Consider the following 596-nt stretch of genomic DNA (forward strand, 5'->3'; position numbering starts at 1 on the left):
CGTCGCCTTTCTTTTGAAAACCCTTATCTATTTTGATAAGGGTTTTTTGTTTTAAAAATAACTGAAATATAATTAGATCATAATAATGCTTATTTTTTAATAATTATTTGTTGTTATTAAAATACTGACATTGTTTGTTTATAGGGCAAATTGGGCAATTGGGTTTCTTAGGTTTGCAAATTTCTCTTCCTAAAAAAGAGAAAGCCATACCAATATCATTCCACATCGAATAAGGAAGTTTTTCCATAAGTATTTTTTCAATTTTATTGGCGTCTTTATATTCTGGAGTTAATCCAAATCGAGGTACTACTCGTAAAACATGTAAATCAACTAGAATGCCTTCTGGTTTTTGATGTGTTTCTCTCAAGATGACATTAGCTGATTTACGACCAATACCTTTTAATTTTATGAGTTGGTCTAACTTTTTAGGAATAGTTTTATCTTTTAATAAAGAAGCGGTATCTAAAATCCAATTGATTTTATTAGCATAGTTCCTTACACTTGAAAAATAAACTATGAGATTGTTAGAATTGGAATTTGAAAGACTTTTGAAATCGGGATATTCATCAAAGAAAGGTTTGGAAATTATATTAATA

The 596-nt window shown here is 28.0% G+C and carries 1 protein-coding gene; it reads right to left on the reverse strand.

Features of this window, described 5'->3' with window-relative positions:
* Nucleotides 1-103 precede the first annotated feature (103 nt).
* Nucleotides 104-596 (reverse strand): endonuclease III (gene nth / locus CX675_RS19665; RefSeq protein ID WP_165396104.1); only part of this gene is annotated, 493 nt, incomplete at its 5' end.

The organism is Flavobacterium sp. J27 (assembly GCF_004303025.1).
Classification (GTDB): domain Bacteria; phylum Bacteroidota; class Bacteroidia; order Flavobacteriales; family Flavobacteriaceae; genus Flavobacterium.